Here is a 15,573-nt window from a genome sequence, read left to right as displayed (position 1 = left end):
GATCACCCTGGAGCCGCTGGGTGACGGCCGCTTCCGCTACGTCGCTCCGACGGGCGGTGGCGTCGTGGGCGAAGTGGTGCGGTTCGTCGAGCAACCCGGGCGGCCAATGCGAATGTACTCAGGCGACAGTTGGATAGACCGCGTGTCGGATCGATAGAGCGCTGCGGTCGCCGCGCCGGTGATTCTGTCAAATGAGAGAAGTCGAAACAAAAGGCCGACCCTGCCGGGGCCTCGACTGTCTTACTCGACGACAATGGACAGAAAGATTCATAGAATGCGGGAGAGAAATGGCGGATCAGCTCGAGAACGTCTTCGATGCACACAATCGACATCGGCTTTCATTTCATTCAGCGTGGACCGAGGCGTTGCGCCAAGCAATCGCTCTTCCATTGCTGTTCGTCGCCTTCTTGTCTGCGTTCGGTCAATCTCTACAACCAGGACATCTCCCCAGCACGAAACAAGTCGCCCCTATGACTCCCGCCGAAGAGAAGAACCTCGCGTTCGTTCTCGACTGGTGGAGAAAAGTCATCGACGCTCGCCACACCGAGCTTGCAGCCAGCTACGCGGCCGAGGATTTCATTCAGCACAACCCCAATATCCCGACGGGCCGAGCGGCTTTGGTGACGTTCTTCAAGAGCCTCGGGCCTGCGATCGAGCCGATTCCCGATCGCCTTGCAAATCCTCCGGTGGTGGAGGGCGCGAAGGGAAATTTCGTGTGGCTGGTCTTTGAGCACACATTCAAGAATCCCAGGGACACTTCACAGTCGGTCTATGAATACAGCTTCGATCTGTTTCGCATTCAAAACGGAAGGATACAGGAGCACTGGGATGGTGCCCGGAAGAACCCTGGTTCCCCTGCGTTCATTCCGTCCACGGCTCCGCCGCCCTCCACCTGGAACACGGCGAAACGTTCAACGGCAGAACAACAGAACCTGGCGATCGCCACGCGCTTCGAAAAGAATGTCGTCGAGTATGGACACATCGAGGAGATCGAACAGCTTCTTTCGTCATCCTTCATCGAGCACAACCCCGTCGAACCCGTTGACCGTGAAGGTTTGAAACAATTCATTCACAGCCGCCCCGACGACCAGCCTCAGGACATCAGGCCGGAGTGGAAGAATGCGCCAGTGCTGGAATTCACGGACGGTCCTTTTGTCTAATGATGTGGGACAAGGGCTACAAAGATCCTTCTGATGCGACGCGAGAGTATACGCGCAACCATTTCGCAATTCTTCGAATCGAGGACGGGCGTATCCAGGAAATCTGGGACTAGCTCCGTACACGGCACGACCGCGCACCTTGACGCGACGACACCCTCCCGACGATGATTAGACCACTGGTCTAACCATCGGTCTAGAACACGGGGTGGCGATATGAATATTCTCATCGCCGGCGCTGGTATCGCCGGTCCGACCCTCGCGTACTGGTTGCAGCGCGCCGGCTACGAGCCCACGCTCGTCGAGCGCGCTCCCGAGCTTCGGCGCGGCGGATACCTGGTCGATTTCTGGGGCGCCGGCTTCGACGTGGCCGATCGGATGGGCATCGTGCCCGAGGTGATACGCCGCGGGTATCATCTGCGCGAGGTCCGGCAGGTCGGCGACGACGGACACCGCATCGCCGCGTTCGATCCGGAGCTGTTCGTGCGCAGCACGAGTGGGCGCTACGTGAGCATCGCACGCAGCGAGCTCGGGGCCATCATCTACAACGCACTGGGCGGTCGCGTCGAGACGATCTTTGGAGACAGCGTTCGCGCGCTCGACGACCACGGCGCTCGCGTGCGCGTCACGTTCGACAGCGGCACGACCCGCGACTTCGACCTGGTCATCGGCGCCGACGGTCAGCATTCGCAGGTGCGCAGGCTCATGTTCGGACCGGAGGAGCGGTTCGAGAAGTACCTGGGCATCACGGTCGCTGCATTCGAGGTCGAGGGATACCGCCCTCGTATGGAGCTCGTCGCGGTGATGTACACGAAGGTCGGTTACCAGGTGACGAGGGTGTCGTTGCGCGACGATACCACCATGTTCCTGTTCACGTTCCTCGACGACGGGAGCGTCACCAATCACGATCCTGACGCACAGAAAGCCGCGCTTCGCGCGCGTCTCGCTGGTGCCGGATGGGAGATCCCGGCGATCCTCGAGCGCATGGACGACGCGAAGACGTTCTATTGTGACCGCGTGAGCCAGATACGGATGCCGTCGTGGACGCGCGGGCGCGTGGCGCTGCTCGGCGACGCTGGGGCGTGTGTATCGCTCCTGGCAGGTCAGGGCTCTGCGCTGGCGATGGTGGAGGCGTACGTGCTGGCCGCCGAGTTGGCACAGGCGCGCGGGAATCACGTCCAGGCATTCGCGCGCTACGAGCAGCCGCTGATGCCCTTCCTGCGATCGAAGCAGAAGGCGGCACTTCGGTTGGCGACCGCTTTCGCGCCGCGCAGCGGCCTGCAACTCTTCGTGCGCAATTCCATCCTGAAGCTGTTCAATCTTCCGTTCGTTGCGAGCCTCGCGATGGGCAATAGCCTGCGCGACGCCATCGAGCTGCCCTCGCCGCCGGCACCAGCCTGACCGGCACGCGTGCCTCGTCCGCGTTTTCACAAGCTTCCGCCGAAGCAGCAGCAGGCCATCCTGCGCGCCGCGTTCGACGAGTTCGCCACCCACGGATTCGGCGCCGCCTCGCTCAACCGCATCATCGATGCGGCTGGGATCTCGAAGGGTTCGATGTACTACTACTTCGACGGCAAGGAGGAGCTATACGCTCATGTCGCGCGCGGCGAGCTCGGTCGCTTGTTCGAGTCGGCGGGACCATTTCCCATTCCCACGGCGCGGGACCCGGATGCATTCTGGTCGACGCTCGAAGACTACTACCGCCGCATCATGACCGCCTTCGCAGCGTCGCCGAAGCTCGCCGCGCTCGCGCGGGACTGGTTCGTCGTCTCGGCGAGTCCGACGCTCCAGCAGGCACAGAAAGAAATGGAAGGAGCACTCGTTCCGTGGATTGAGCAGGCGCTCATCGTCGGCCGGCGCGCACGCGCGGTGCGCAAGGACGTGCCGGCGAGCCTGCTCATCGCCGTCGTCTTCGGGATGGGGCAGGCGATGGACGCCTGGCTTTTGACGCAGGAGCTCGACGCCATAAGAGTTCGCAAACTGGTGCGGATCTTCATCGGCATGATCCGCCGCACGCTCGCGCCATAGCGGACGTCAAGCGACGTTAGCAGTCGGTCTCGATGATGTAACCCGCCGCGATTTAGCGCCGCTCGACCTCGAGAAGAACGTAGGAGTCGCCGATGATCTTCGGACGCCCGCGGGTACCGGGCGCCTGGGGCTCGAACTTGGCAGCCGAAAGGAAGATCGCGTGCGTCGACGGGTCGAGACCCATGTTGCGCGAGCCCTTCATCGTCTCGAGCGTCTGCACGACGCGGTACCGGTCCGGCGTCTCTTGGTGAATCACCGTGAGCGTCCCGTCGGCGCCCGACGCGAACGCATCGCCGCTCGCCGGATCGAAGCCGGCACCGTCGACGCCGGAGCCAATCGGCACCGTAGCGACGACCTTGCCGGCGCGATAGTCCGACACCGCCATCACGCCGCTCCGGCAGCCGCTGAACAGCCGATGATGCTGCGTATCGATCGCCATCGCTACCGGATTCTTGCAGCCGGTCGTCGGCCAGCGACGCGTCACCGTGAGCGTGTTCGCATCGACTTCGACGATCTCCGCCTTGTCGGTCAGGTTGATGTAAACCTTCCCATCGCCCGCCGAGACGCCGTATTCGGGCTTGCCGCCGAGCGGAATATTCGTCACGAGCTTCCCCGCGTCGGGATCGACGACGGTCGACGAGTTCGCGTCGCCATTGAAGCTGAACACGCGGTTCGACGCCGGATCATAAATGATCGCGTCGGCGTCCTCGGCTGCGTGGATCCTAGCGAGCGGCTTGAAGGTGTTGAGATCGAACATCACGATCGAGCTGTCGCGGCCGGAGGTGGCGAAGCCGCGACCGATTTTATCGACCACCGCCGTGCCGTGCGCTCCGTTGATCCCCATCACCTCGCCGACGAGCTTCCCCGTCATTTCATCGACAACCATTACCCGATCCGAGCGTCCGATGTAGACGCGATGTGTCGATGGATCTGTGACGAGATAGTCCCAACCTCCCGTGCCCCCAAGCGCGTAGGTATGGGTGATCTGATACGAGCCCTGCGCCGCAAGAGGTGCGGCGATGACGAGCGAGAGGACAGTAAGCGTGAATCGCATGGAGTGCTCCTCAGCGTTGTGGCAATGATGTGGGGAACCAAAGAGCAATTGACAAGTCTTACGCTTCCGTCACTTCACGCTCATCGCGGCCGCTTGGTCCAACACGCTGGGCGCTCCGGGAATTGATAGAGGACTGCCGACGATCGCCGATTAGCCCGAGTACCTCTCATTGCTCGCACCGCGTAGGTCGACCTCGCGCTCGATGCGGCGAATGCCCACGGCCTCCGTCTCGCAGTTCGCGCAGTCCGCGGAATGCGAGCGCGCCTCGCGCAATCGGACAATGACATCTTCGAGTGGCCATGCCTTTCGCTTTGCGTACATGCGGAGTGTCATTGCGGTGCACGCGGCGAGGGCGCCGAGCAAGTACTCGTAAGGCGTGGCACCGCTGTCGGCACCTCCCTCTGATTTGGGCTCATCGGCGACGAACGCGAAGCCGCGCACGGTGATCTCGGTGCGGAAACCCACACCCGTATCAAGATGGGCCTCTAACCACCCGCTCGCTTCGTGATCAATCGAGTTTGTCTTCTTACTGGCAACGTCGCGCTCCGTCTCGTTGGTTGTCGTCATCGCTGCTCCGTGATCATCTCGCGAGGTTGGCTCAGTTTGAATCTCGGGATTGGGAAGCGGACCTCTGTTATCGGTCACGCCGACATCAGCCTGAAATTCCGCGCCACGCGCTCAAGCTATACTGAAGAACTTCGGAGGGAGATTTGGGCATGGCAAAACTTGTCTATGGATTGAGCCAGTCCCTCGACGGCTACGTCGACCACATGAAGCTTGGGCCGCCTGCGCCCGCAGCCTTCCGTCACTTCGTCGAGCACGTGCGTGGCCTAACGGGCGCCATCTACGGTCGCGGCATGTACGAGATCATGCGTTATTGGGACGAAGATTCTCCTGATTGGGACGCGGACGATCGCGAGTTCGCGGTGGCGTGGCGGAGCCGCCCGAAGTGGGTCGTGTCGCATTCGCTCAAGTCAGTTGGCCCCAACGCCACGCTCGTCGCGGATGACTTCGAGAAGGTGATACGCAGGCTGAAGGCCGACCTGGCTGGCGAGATTGAAGTTGGCGGACCAGCCCTGGCGCAAAGCCTGACCGAAGCCGGTCTTATCGATGAGTATCGACTCTACCTCCGCCCTGTCGTGCTTGGTGGAGGCAAACCATTCTTCGCCGGCCCCCGGCCGCCGCTCCACCTGGTGGCCAGCGATTTAATCGTCGATGACTTGATTCGGTTGACGTACGTTCCCACTTAGATCACGCTGGACGATACGGCAGACTTCCGCGGCGATCCGACGTGGACCAACACGGCACAGTTCACGTACGGGCGTGCAACGCCTTGCTACATTAGCGCCATGGGCCTGTTGACCTTCGCACTCAACGTGACGCTGGACGGGTGCTGCGACCATCGCGAGGGGATCGCGGACGACGAGCTGCACGACTATTTCACGCAGCTGATGGACGCAGCCGGGGCGATGCTGTGGGGGCGCGTCACGTATGAGCTCATGGAGAGCGCCTGGCCGGCGGTGGCGCGCGACGAGAACGCGCCACGCGCGATGCGGGAGTGGGCGCGCAAGCTGGAGGCCAAGCCGAAGTATGTGGTCTCGGCCTCGCGCCGCGACTTCCCGTGGAACAACACCATCCGCCTCGAGGGGGATTTGCGTGAGGCCGTGACGCAGCTGAAGGAGAAGACCCCGCAAGGCGTGTTAGTGGGCAGTCCCACGCTCTCGGCGGCGCTCGAGCGGCTGGGGCTGATCGATGAGTACCGTCTCGTCCTACACCCCGTCCTCGCCGGCCACGGGCCAACGTTGTTTCACGGCCTGGAACCCTCGCGGCGCCTCGAGCTCGTCTCGACGAACCGCCTGAAGTCCGGCCAAGTGGCGCTGCATTACCGCCGCAAAGAGGGATGACGCGATCAGGCCGGGCAGTCCTCGTCGTCGAAGTCGAAGTCGACGAAAAGCCGAGCACTGTTGCAATATCGCTGGCCAGCAGCAGAAGCGATCGCGGGCAAGAGCGCGCGGTTTAGCAGATACAATACAACGGCTACCAGGACGAAGACGCGGTCCGCCGTCGGATCCTTCATTGACTCGTTAGGTTCTGCCGCGCTGGATCTCCGTCAACATCGTGGCCTTTGGTCCAATTCGTTCAGAGCCATGACGAGCCTATGGTCTTCCCTTGTCCCGTGTGCGGTCGGAAGGTGCAGCAATGTCGAGCGCTGACCGCGCCGATCTCATAAGCTTCCTCTAGGTCGCCTAACGGCCTGCTCGCCACCTCCGGTTAGGCTGAGGAGCCAGGCGACCGGCGTCCCGTGCCGACCAGCTGATCTGTCTGGAGGGTGTGCTCTGCGCGGAGCCCTTGCCGGTGTACGGAGTGACCGGTAGTCTTCCCAGAGACACTCTATGGGATGACCATGAACCGCGACGCGATCGTGCTCCTTCAGGGAACGCTAGACCTCCTGATCCTCAAGACTTTGAGCTGGGGCTCCGCCCACGGTTACGCAATCGCGCGGTGGATTCAGCACGTCACCGACGATGCGTTGCAGATCGAGGAGGGCTCGCTCTACCCGTCGCTCCACCGCCTCGAAAAACGCGGGCTCATTCGTGCCAGCTGGGGGCTTTCCGAGAACAAACGCCGAGCGAAGTACTATGAGCTCACGGCCCGCGGACGCCATGAGCTACGTGCCGAAGCGTCGAGCTGGGCGGCGTTTATCGGTGCCGTCGCGAAGGTGTTGACCTCTTCGGACCAGCCGAGCTGGGCGAAGTGACGCCGGCGCATGATCCGACGTGGCACCGATATCTGCGGTTCTGGGGCCATGACGCGGAGCGCGACCTCGATGACGAGCTGCGCTTCCACTTCGACGCGCGCGTCGATGAATATGTCGCCGCCGGCCTCACCCACGAAGCCGCGCTGGCCGAAGCAACGAGACGGTTCGGAAACCTCGCGCGCGTTCGTGATCAGTGCGCGCACATCGATTCCCAGTGGACGCGGGAGCGGACCATGCTAGACATGCTGCAGACGTTGACCACCGATGTGCGCTACGCGGTACGCCAGCTGCGGCGTACGCCCGCGCTCACCGCGGCGGCGGTGCTGTGCTTCGCGCTTGGCATCGGCGCGAATACCTCGATCTTCAGCGTGGTCGACGCCGTGCTCCTTCGGCCGCTGCCGTTTCACGAGCCCAATCGCCTCGTGCTTGTCGGGGAGAAACTCCCGCGCTTTGGGCCGGACAACTTCGGCGTCATCTCGCGCGGCGAGTACTCCGACTACGCCAAGCTGGTAGGCCGAACGTTTTCACGCTGGGCCATCTACGAGATTGGAGCTGTCTCGCTCACGGGCGACGGTGAGCCCGAGCATGTCAACGGCATTCGATCGTCCGCCGCACTCTTCGACGTGCTCGGTGTCTGGCCACGGCGCGGCCGCGGCTTCACGGGAAGCGACACATTGGGCTCGAGCCCGGATGTCGCGGTGCTGAGCGACGCGCTCTGGCGCCGGCGGTATCGATCCGACCCTTCGATTGTTGGCAAGTCGATCGACATCGACGGCAAGCCGACCACGGTCGTCGGCGTCGCGCCGCCAAGCTTTCAGTTCCCGCTCGGTGGCGACCTCGGACAGCCGGCGGACGTATTTCTGCTCATGCGTCTCACCTCGGCCGATGACAAGCAACGCGCCAACTCATTCAACACCTTCTTTCTCGCGCGCCTTGCGGACGGCGTCAGGTCCGGCGACGCGCGTGCGGTCGTAAATGAGGTGGCAAAGGGATTGGCGGCGGCGCACCCGGAGTACTACCCGAAAGACTGGTCCGTGCTGGCCGACGTGTTTCCATTGCGTGACCGCGCGGTGAAGGACGTGCGCGGGCCACTGTTCATCTTGCTCGGCGCGGTCGGTGCCGTGCTGCTCATTGCGTGCATCAATGTTTGCAGTTTGCTGATTGCGCGGGTCGCGGACCGGCGGCGCGAGATTGCGGTTCGTCAGGCACTCGGCGCGTCACGCGGCCGGCTCGTGCAACAATTCCTCGCGGAGAGTCTGGTGCTCGTCGCGATGGGCGGCGCGCTCGGGTTGGCATTCGCGGTATGGGGCGCGAGGGCGCTCGCCGCGCATGCGCCTCACGAGCTGCTCGAGCACTATCTCCCCGCAGCCGACGCTGGTGTGCTCGCGGTAACGGGCGCGATCGTCGCCTTGACGACGCTGGCCTTCTCGATCGTGCCGGCGCTCGTGCCCGAGCGTGAAGCGCTCAGCGCGGCGTTGCGCGACGACTCCCGCTCGGCTACGGGAGGCCGGAGCCGCCGAAGTGCGCGTCAGACGCTCGTCGTCGCCGAGATCGCGTTGGCGTTGATGCTCGCGGCGGTGGCTGGTCTCATGGTGCGCAGCTTTCTCCGCGTGCGCGGCGTTCAGCCCGGCTTTGATGCCGATCACGCAGTGACGGTTCGCGTCGGATTGTCACCGGCGCACTACCCGAGCGCCGGCCACATTATCCAATTCGAGCAGCGCATCATCGAACGGCTGGGCGAGATTCCCGGCGTGCGCGCCGTGTCGGCGACGAACGACGTGCCGATGGGGGATACCCGCGTGCAATTCGCTCTCGCACACGAAGGGCAACCGTCAGCGACGACCCCCATCTGCGCCGGTGAGATCGTGTACCCTCGGTACTTCGATGCGATGGGGATGCGAATGCTCGACGGGCGGCCGATCATGACGGGCGATGCCGCGAGCGCGCTCAAGGTGGTTGTCGTGAACGCAACGCTCGCACGGCAATTTTTTGGCAACGGCAGCGCCATCGGCCGCCGGTTGAAATCCGGCGGGCTGAGTGCGCCGACGCCGTGGCTCACGATTGTTGGCGTCGTTCCGGACGTGCGCGAGGCAGGCATCGACAAGCCAGTGCTGCCGGAAGCGTTCTTCCCCGCACTTCAGACCGACACGTCGCTGATCCAGGCGTTGATGCGTACCGCCTCATACGTCGTGCGCACCGACGCCGACGTCGGTCAAACGATGAACGAGATGCGTCGCGCGATACACGCGCTCGATCCGGAGTTGCCGCTCGTCGGCCTGCAGCCGCTCAGCAACATCGTCACCATTTCGCTCGCGGAGCGGACGTTCAATACCCTGCTGCTCGGAGCGTTCGCGGTGCTGGCGCTCGTGCTCGCGGCGGTGGGCATTTACGGGCTGATCGCGTACGCCGTCGTGCAACGCACCCGCGAAATCGGCATTCGACTGGCGATCGGCGCCACGCCGGCGAACGTGCTCGGCCTCGTGGTCGCCGATGGAGCGCGGCTCGCCGCGATCGGGGCGGCGATCGGCCTCGTCGGCGCGTTTGCGTTCACCCGGGTGATGCGCTCCGTCCTGTTCGATATCGCGCCGTTCGACCCGATCGCAATCGCCGGCGCCTCGGCAGTGCTGCTCGGCGTCGCCGTGCTGGCGAGCTGGCTACCAGCTCGGCGCGCGGCGAGAATCGATCCGTTGACGGCGATTCGTTCCTGATGTATCTGCTCCACTGCATTGATCAGTGATGGTGCCGTGTGCGGTGTCTCGTACTCGTCAGGTCACATTGAGCGTTTGCTAACGACGCTCGGTGTTCATTCGAGGGTTGTGGCTGTAACGATGATCGATAGCAGGGGTGATTGCTGACCCACCGCATGACGCCTTCCTACCCAAGGGTGCATAGCTGGATTGCGGCGTTGCGAGATAGCTGCCTAGCGCAATGACGTATAGGCCGGCTGACGTGAGCCCGGCGGCGAAGTATTGCAACGGTTGATAGACGACCGCGCCAATGGTTGGATAAGTCAGAGCAAAGAGAGCGAACCGAGACGGCGAAGCCAGATAGAACGGCAGTGTGACTCCAACCAATGCTGCGCGACGAAGAATCGCCAGTTGTGGTGCCGCCGGAGTACGTGTCGGTAGCTTGACCCGCCGAGGTCTCGACCTCTCGGTCGGCGCGTCCGTTGGCATTCCAGCTCCCAACGAGAAGAACCACTCTCATTCGCCCCGCGTTGCCTTCTCGATCGGGATGAGACGACTCGGACATTGGACGAATGTTCGTTCAGCACGTAGAGTAGAGAGATGGCGGCGCGCAAACCAACGAACATCTTCGCGCGAGTTCGCCGACTCGGCCTCGCGCTGTCTGACGTCGAAGAGAGCACCTCGTTCGGCGCGCCCGCGCTGAAAGTCGGCGGGACCATGTTCACGTGCATCCCCACCAACAAGTCTGCCGAGCCAGATTCATTGCTGGTGCGGTTGAGCTTTACCGAGCGCGATCTGCGATTGTCCTTCGCGCCGACGATTTACTATCTCAAGCCGCACTATGAGGGGTACGCGTGCGTGCTCGCACGCATGAAACTGCTCGACGATGATGCGTTGAAAGAGCTGCTGGAAACAAGCTGGCAATTCGTGCGTTCGACGAACGCTACGACCAAGCGCCCCCGGAGACGCAACGCAAGTCCACCAGGCAACGTGAAATAGAACAACTCGCCTGGCCATCGTTCTTCTCGTCTCGAGTAGTTCTCTTCACGCGCAACCGGCTCGGCGAGCTGTCACGGCCTGTGGCGTCGAGCGATGGCGGCAGGCGACGGGGCTCGCGGACTGGTGGTGTGACACTCTGGTCATTTCAAGACACTAAACTCGCGATTCCGAGGTGTTAGCTACGCCCGTTTGACACAAGTGTCACAGTCGCCAATTCCGGGATAGGTCGTCACGCAGGTCCACGGCCCTATGATATCCGTCATCCTCTATCGAGTATCGGCGGTTGTGCTGGGAGTTTTTCTCTGGCTTCGGCTTCCTCGTGACAACGCTGCTGCTGTTCTCGGCCTTCTTCGCGTGGCAAGTCGGCGGCCTGTCGTCTGAGGCGCGCAGAATGCTCGCGCCTGTCCTCTGGGCATTCGCGATCGCGTACGTCGTCATCGCCGTTCTGACGTGGCGGTACTTCTTCATGGCGCCGGATATCCTCGCGACCATCGTCGCGCTGCTGCTGGTCATCGCCGCCGCGTCGGTAGTGATGGAACGAAGCGGCAGGGTGCCAATCGGGTAGCTCCCGCTCAAGGGAAGCTCATACTCAGGAAGAAGATTCGCCGCGACCAGATAACCCGCGTTGACGCTGTGCGAAGGACGGCCGACGAATGCTGATCACGTTCCCGGATTGTCCTGGGTGCCAAACCTTCGCCGATCGCCGCGACGAGATCGACAGTGTCGCGCGTGAGGCTCCAACCGCCGCGCGCCGTCCCAGCTAGTGCGGCGGCTCGACCTCGTCCAGCCACGCACGCGGAACGTCGATTGAACGAGAGCCGTTCTCCTGCTCGAACGCATCGGCGTCGCGGAACACCCGAACGGTTCCCCTCAGCTTCGGTCGTTCGAGCTCACGACCTGGATAGGCCTTTGTCCGTTCGAACCAGCTGGCGGACCCACCGAGGAGATAGGGCGGCTTCGCGCGCCACCACTTCAGCTCACCGGGCATCGTAGCGACATCGAGTCAACATGCGCGAAACTTACTGCGCGCACGGCGACTCGCCAGCACTCAGTTAACCACCCGAGGAGGCGGCCGTATCTTACATCGCCTCACCTCGTGGCCATAAGCGACTAGAGCGCAATGACACACATGACACTCTTCACGTTGCATAATCTCGCTTGGCTGGACAAGGAGAGCGCGTCTTCGCCGCGTCGCTCGTGATAGCACTGCTGCTGTTCTCGGCGTTAAAGGAGATCTAGCGTCAAGGAGGATACCATGCGTGGTGTAGAGCGATTCCTGCTACTACCGCCGCTCACTCTCGACGATAAGGCTCGCGCAAAGGCGCGGATGAGTCGCTATCGCTGGTACGCGGATGCCTTCTCTCTTGAGCGCGAGATGCACTAAGAGCTTCTCCGTATCGAACGCCGCATCGGAGAAAATGTCGCCATCGCCGTCCGGTGCGGTTGAGTTCCGTTTCTTGGTGCGCAGTTCCAGGCAGGCGCGGAGTGCTGGGTCCGTGTGCAGACGCTCCTCGACACGCTGCCGATTGGCCGGCGATAGCTCGCCGTCGAAATACCTGGTTATGGCTACGTTGGCGACGAGCACGGCGAAAGCGATGTCCATCGCCTGACCGCCTAACCAGGATTCGATAACGGCTTCGACTGGCACCGCCAGCGCCTCGCGCGCTCCTGCGGGCGGCTGATGTGGACCGCGCCATCTCCACGGAGTCATAACGGAATCCTCCTCTGCGCGTCGAACCGAACACAGCTCGCTGCTCTACTGTGCTCGAGTCTCATGTTCTGGTCAACCCTCTCACAAAGAAATGCCGGCGCCGCCTCACGACGGCGCCGACCGCCAACCCAGCGACCGCCTAACTCGCGTCCTTCGGCGGATGCGGATCGGACCCGTAGCTGTTCTTCGTGGCGATCCGTCCGTCCCGGCGAAGTCGGCCGGCGCAAGGTGAAGCAGCTGGTTCAGATGCCCTGTGTGTTCTAACTCAACAAGGGCCTGCAAGCGGTCGGCTCGCCATGCAAGTAACCTGCGCGCTTTAGCATGAGCTCTCCATGCGCTCAACCGCAATGCTTCGCGCGCGCTCGGCAGCAGCAACCGACGTTAGGCTGCCCGGTCGCGATCGTCATCCTCTGGTGCCGACAGATCGAGTAATCAAGTACGGTGCGGATAATGTACCCGGCGAGAGCCCCCAGGAAGAGACCGAGGAGCGCTGTCGACCCATAGCCGGTGCCGGGCACCAGTTCGCCAGCGCGGCACAGCTCGTTGGCGGACGGCATCATCAGGACTGGTGATGACAGCTCAAACGGTGGTGGCGATCGGAATGATGAGGCGCCGGAAGACTCTCAAAGTTGACTAAGCCCTCATGCAGTGGCGCTCCAGAAACCCTGTGGCCGCCTAACGCCCGAGCTAAGCTGCGAGCGAGTCAAAGAAAAGCGAGCGAAGCGAGCAATCCATAGTCGCTCGTCGGGTTCAGCGATCGTTATGTGGCCGCGCCGAGATATTGGCCCTACAGGTGCCGGAGCAAATCTTGACGCCCGTGCACGATCGCGATGACCACGATGGCGGAGGATGTCGCGCGATAGATGACGCGATAGGGCGATTCGATCAGCTCGCGGAGCTCAACGTTCGGGGCCTCGGGCACGCGCGGTCCGGACTCGGGAAACTCTTGTGCTTGGCGCAGGCGGACCACGATTCGCTCGACGACCTGCTCAGCGTAGACGGGCGATGCGAGGCCGATGTATTCAGCAATGGCGCCAAGTTGATTGACGGCGTGCTCCGTCCAGCGGAGCTCGAGGCTCACGACGCGCGGCGAATCCGACTGCGAATGCGGACCATCGCTTCGTCGTGGCCAACGGTTCGCCCGGCGTCTGTATCGGCGAGGCCCATCTCGATCGCCTGGCGGACGTAGACCTCGTACGCCAGATCATCCCAGGTCGCTGACTCGGGGAGGCTCTCGACGAGCAATCGGGCGTCGGGTTTGATGTTGGGCTGATCAGCCATGCTCGAAAGGTGCCCGGATGCGATCGAAGTCGCAAGCCGAGTCGGCTGGTCGTGATCTCTATGGCCATATAACGCCCCAGCTAAGCCGCAAAGGGGCACATAAGAGTGAAGCCATGCTTCACAATTCAATAAACCCTTTGTCCGCTTCAGCGTTCGTTAGCCAGCAGCCAAGAGAAGGTCAGTCGCCAACGAATCGAACGTACGTGTGGATCTGATCGACCGCACGTTCGACGAATACGGACACTTCGTTGAGAACCGAGGCCACTTCAGGATCCGGCTCGCGAATGCGCAGCGCCTTCAGTTCCTCCAGCAACACGGGAATCTGAGCTTGGTTAAAGGCCGTGTCCCCATACGGATCAATAAACCGCCTGGCTCGCCCACCCCGAGTAGTACGTGCTCGCGGGGACGCCGTGCGTCGGCGACGCGATGGCCAGCAGGTAGACGACATGCACTTCGTTGAAGCCGATCAGCGGGTGATCTGGAATCCCCACTTCGGCGACCAGTGCCAGTAGATGAAGGCCCCCCCTGCTGCTGCGTCGCGTCGCGGTACCAGTCCCACTCGACGGATTCCCATAGGCGAGTGATGCGTTGATGGAGCATGCCGAAGACGGCCATCGTGTGACCGGTCGCGCCGTTCATGTAGTGCGACCACTCGCCGTGGTACCGGTCGGCTGCCCCAAGGAAGTTCACGATCTTCGTGAGACGCTCGAGACCCTGCGCCCGCGTGATGAAGCCGCGGTCGACGCCGGCGAGCAGCGCCATGATCCCGAATCCGCTCGCTCCCGTTGCGACGATGCGGTCGTCGCCAGGCATGTTCTCGTGCGCCATGCCGGAGCTCGAATCGGCGCCTTCCCAGTAGTAATGAAAGGCGGCTTCCTGAAGCATCGTGAGGAGCTCGTCGTCGCTCATCGCGCGCGTGGACGCAGTCGCGGGCGCCGACGGCGCGGATTCGCGGTTGCTCCAGTCGGCTGCGGCGACGCGATAACGTGCGGTCGCTCCCGTGCGTCCCAGCCAATCGACGAAGCGATGGACGCCCGGCACCTGAATCCCGATGGGGCGGTACGCGCCGCCATCCTGCGACCGGTAGATGACGTAGTGTGCCGCGGGCTCGGAGCGTCCGGCGTCCCATTCCACGACGACGTGGCGCTCATATCTCTTCGCCGTCACGCGCACGGGGGCGGACGCCGCGAGTGTCTTCGGCTCGTCGCCAACATGCACCTGATCCACGAACAACCTGTGCTCGGCCCCGTCGGCGCGACCCTGAAGGAACACGACGCTCTGCAGCTGCTCCGGGATGAATGGATAGACGGACGCACTGTTCAGGGGTGTCATAGGCACGCGTACCTCGACCCACTTGTTCGCCGGCAGATCGCCGCCGGTGAAGCGGCCGAGTGGCTCGGGCGCGGTGAACTTCGCGACCTGAAGTCCCTCGCGCGCCTGCGACAGCATGAGGTTGGGCAGGTCGGCAGCGGAGATCGCTGTTGGCGAATAGATCCAGAAGGAGAGCGTGCGCCCCGACAGTCCCGGCGAGCGGTTCCGGAAATTGTCGAGGTGCACTTCGGCGTCCCAGCCGCCGCCGGGCATCGACTGCCAGTGGATGCGCAGCGCGTTAGGCGGCGAGAGGAAGTGGACAGTGTCCACCGGCAACCGTGCGTTCTGGGCTTCGAGCGTGCTCGGCGCGGTGGCCTGCGCGAAGCTGTAGAAGTAGAAGTCGCGCAGGAGGCTGTTGTCGAAGACCGAGTGACGGTAGTACTCGGTCTGTCCCTGGGCAGCGCTCGCCAGCAGCAGGGCGAGCGTCGGGAGCGTGAGCGTGTGATGTCGCATGGGTCGTCGGCAAGTGTAGGACGCATCGTTCTTCGCGGCCACCCCTTGCATGCCGCGAACGCTTGCCTTAAATA

At 62.9% G+C, this 15,573-nt stretch carries 19 protein-coding genes; 10 read left to right on the top strand and 9 right to left on the bottom strand.

The annotated features are described in order from the left end of the window. Positions 1-287: 287 nt before the first annotated feature. The 3 genes from VGH98_24295 to VGH98_24285 all read left to right on the top strand — a co-directional run bounded on the left by VGH98_24295 (position 288) and on the right by VGH98_24285 (position 3,185). Entirely contained in the window at positions 288-1,160 is an 873-nt protein-coding gene (locus tag VGH98_24295) for a nuclear transport factor 2 family protein (protein ID HEY2379124.1), read from the top strand. Positions 1,161-1,373: 213 nt separating this feature from the next. Next, complete coding sequence (locus VGH98_24290) at positions 1,374-2,558, top strand: FAD-binding domain (protein ID HEY2379123.1); 1,185 nt, start codon at positions 1,374-1,376, stop codon at positions 2,556-2,558. A gap of 9 nt (positions 2,559-2,567) precedes the next feature. Then, positions 2,568-3,185: a TetR/AcrR family transcriptional regulator gene (locus VGH98_24285; GenBank protein HEY2379122.1), complete on the top strand. Its 618-nt coding sequence runs from the start codon at positions 2,568-2,570 to the stop codon at positions 3,183-3,185. Between the two features lie 52 nt (positions 3,186-3,237). On the opposite strand, the gene VGH98_24280 is transcribed toward VGH98_24285, so the two are convergent. Together VGH98_24280 and VGH98_24275 are read right to left on the bottom strand one after the other, a co-directional pair. Continuing rightward, positions 3,238-4,239, bottom strand: coding sequence for a hypothetical protein (locus VGH98_24280; GenBank protein HEY2379121.1), 1,002 nt, complete (start codon positions 4,237-4,239; stop codon positions 3,238-3,240). A 150-nt stretch (positions 4,240-4,389) separates the two neighbouring features. Further along, the gene (locus VGH98_24275) at positions 4,390-4,806 is read right to left on the bottom strand and encodes an OsmC family protein (GenBank protein ID HEY2379120.1); all 417 of its coding nucleotides are present in this window, start codon (positions 4,804-4,806) and stop codon (positions 4,390-4,392) included. 149 nt (positions 4,807-4,955) lie between these two features. On the opposite strand from VGH98_24275, the gene VGH98_24270 reads away from it, so the two are divergent. Both VGH98_24270 and VGH98_24265 read left to right on the top strand, forming a co-directional pair. Continuing rightward, positions 4,956-5,489, top strand: coding sequence for a dihydrofolate reductase family protein (locus tag VGH98_24270; GenBank protein HEY2379119.1), 534 nt, complete (start codon positions 4,956-4,958; stop codon positions 5,487-5,489). A gap of 99 nt (positions 5,490-5,588) precedes the next feature. Beyond that, complete coding sequence (locus tag VGH98_24265) at positions 5,589-6,143, top strand: dihydrofolate reductase family protein (GenBank protein ID HEY2379118.1); 555 nt, start codon at positions 5,589-5,591, stop codon at positions 6,141-6,143. A 5-nt stretch (positions 6,144-6,148) separates the two neighbouring features. Here the strand turns inward: VGH98_24265 and VGH98_24260 are convergent, their stop codons facing one another. Next, positions 6,149-6,316, bottom strand: a complete 168-nt coding sequence (locus VGH98_24260) for a hypothetical protein (protein HEY2379117.1) — start codon at positions 6,314-6,316, stop codon at positions 6,149-6,151. A 327-nt stretch (positions 6,317-6,643) separates the two neighbouring features. Here VGH98_24260 and VGH98_24255 point away from each other — a divergent pair, with 327 nt between their 5' ends. The 4 genes from VGH98_24255 to VGH98_24240 all read left to right on the top strand — a co-directional run bounded on the left by VGH98_24255 (position 6,644) and on the right by VGH98_24240 (position 11,248). After that, the gene (locus VGH98_24255) at positions 6,644-6,997 is read left to right on the top strand and encodes a PadR family transcriptional regulator (protein ID HEY2379116.1); all 354 of its coding nucleotides are present in this window, start codon (positions 6,644-6,646) and stop codon (positions 6,995-6,997) included. Continuing rightward, positions 6,994-9,705 carry an ABC transporter permease gene (locus VGH98_24250; GenBank protein ID HEY2379115.1) on the top strand — a complete coding sequence of 904 codons (2,712 nt, stop codon included), beginning with the start codon at positions 6,994-6,996 and terminating at the stop codon, positions 9,703-9,705. Before VGH98_24255 ends, VGH98_24250 begins: the two co-directional genes overlap by 4 nt. A gap of 579 nt (positions 9,706-10,284) precedes the next feature. Continuing rightward, on the top strand, positions 10,285-10,683 hold the full coding sequence (locus tag VGH98_24245) for an MmcQ/YjbR family DNA-binding protein (protein HEY2379114.1): 399 nt from the start codon (positions 10,285-10,287) through the stop codon (positions 10,681-10,683). Positions 10,684-11,002: 319 nt separating this feature from the next. Then, the gene (locus VGH98_24240) at positions 11,003-11,248 is read left to right on the top strand and encodes a hypothetical protein (protein HEY2379113.1); all 246 of its coding nucleotides are present in this window, start codon (positions 11,003-11,005) and stop codon (positions 11,246-11,248) included. Between the two features lie 195 nt (positions 11,249-11,443). Here VGH98_24240 and VGH98_24235 read toward each other — a convergent pair whose 3' ends face one another. Next, complete coding sequence (locus VGH98_24235) at positions 11,444-11,671, bottom strand: hypothetical protein (GenBank protein ID HEY2379112.1); 228 nt, start codon at positions 11,669-11,671, stop codon at positions 11,444-11,446. A 294-nt stretch (positions 11,672-11,965) separates the two neighbouring features. Then, positions 11,966-12,394 (bottom strand): hypothetical protein, encoded by a 429-nt coding sequence (locus tag VGH98_24230; GenBank protein ID HEY2379111.1) that lies wholly within the window; start codon positions 12,392-12,394, stop codon positions 11,966-11,968. 332 nt (positions 12,395-12,726) lie between these two features. Here VGH98_24230 and VGH98_24225 point away from each other — a divergent pair, with 332 nt between their 5' ends. Further along, the gene (locus VGH98_24225; protein ID HEY2379110.1) at positions 12,727-12,966 is read left to right on the top strand and encodes a hypothetical protein; all 240 of its coding nucleotides are present in this window, start codon (positions 12,727-12,729) and stop codon (positions 12,964-12,966) included. A 215-nt stretch (positions 12,967-13,181) separates the two neighbouring features. Here VGH98_24225 and VGH98_24220 read toward each other — a convergent pair whose 3' ends face one another. The 4 genes from VGH98_24220 to VGH98_24205 all read right to left on the bottom strand — a co-directional run bounded on the left by VGH98_24220 (position 13,182) and on the right by VGH98_24205 (position 15,499). Then, complete coding sequence (locus tag VGH98_24220; protein HEY2379109.1) at positions 13,182-13,475, bottom strand: type II toxin-antitoxin system RelE/ParE family toxin; 294 nt, start codon at positions 13,473-13,475, stop codon at positions 13,182-13,184. Then, positions 13,472-13,675, bottom strand: coding sequence for a hypothetical protein (locus tag VGH98_24215; GenBank protein ID HEY2379108.1), 204 nt, complete (start codon positions 13,673-13,675; stop codon positions 13,472-13,474). The genes VGH98_24220 and VGH98_24215 overlap by 4 nt, the downstream gene beginning before the upstream one ends. 178 nt (positions 13,676-13,853) lie before the next feature. Further along, positions 13,854-13,991, bottom strand: coding sequence for a hypothetical protein (locus VGH98_24210; GenBank protein HEY2379107.1), 138 nt, complete (start codon positions 13,989-13,991; stop codon positions 13,854-13,856). Beyond that, a complete protein-coding gene (locus VGH98_24205) occupies positions 13,973-15,499 on the bottom strand; it encodes a hypothetical protein (GenBank protein ID HEY2379106.1) in 1,527 nt (508 codons plus the stop codon). The genes VGH98_24210 and VGH98_24205 overlap by 19 nt, the downstream gene beginning before the upstream one ends. Positions 15,500-15,573: the final 74 nt, after the last annotated feature.

The organism is Gemmatimonadaceae bacterium, assembly GCA_036496605.1.
Taxonomy (GTDB): domain Bacteria; phylum Gemmatimonadota; class Gemmatimonadetes; order Gemmatimonadales; family Gemmatimonadaceae; genus AG2.
Note: the sequence above shows the minus strand (reverse complement) of the source record. Positions and strands in the feature narration are given on the sequence as shown.